This is a genomic window from Mesorhizobium sp. M0029, assembly GCF_040323735.1.
Classification (GTDB): Bacteria; Pseudomonadota; Alphaproteobacteria; order Rhizobiales; family Rhizobiaceae; genus Mesorhizobium.
Genome location: NZ_JAMYVF010000067.1, coordinates 1 through 506 on the forward strand (window position 1 = coordinate 1; position 506 = coordinate 506).

At 58.3% G+C, this 506-nt stretch carries 1 pseudogene; it reads right to left on the bottom strand.

The window, feature by feature from the left end:
• A pseudogene (locus tag NKJ76_RS32365) lies at window positions 1-506 on the bottom strand (type I secretion system permease/ATPase); the annotation flags it as partial.

The window sequence follows — 506 nt, forward strand, 5'->3', positions numbered from 1 at the left end:
TCGGCATTGCAACGCGCTGCTTGCAGCAGACCATTGCGTGCCATGTTGTGGGCAACGGTATCGCTTATCGGCCCTTGCGAGAGAGTGTTGGCAAGGAGTGTCAGAGATGTGAGACCGACCGCCCCGATAAGTGCCGTCATGCCGATCCAGAAATGAAGGAGGAAGCAAATGCCAAGATAAAACAGCATCCATGGCAGATCGAAGAACGCTGTCGGACCGTTTCCACCTAAGAAGCCGCGAACATTGTCGAGATCGCGAAGCGGCTGCAAGCCGTCGCCCGGCATGCGCGTTGAAAGCGGAAGGCGAACGATCGCATCGTGAACGCGTCCGGAAAACTGTCCATCGAAACGCTCGCCAATCCGCAGCAGCACGCGGGCGCGCAAAATGTCGAGCAGGCATTGGAACGCATAAAGCCCCGCAGCGAGCACGACGAGCCCCACCAGCGTGGATACGCTGCCACTTGCCAGAACGCGGTCATAGACCTGAAGCATGAACAGCGGCGAGAT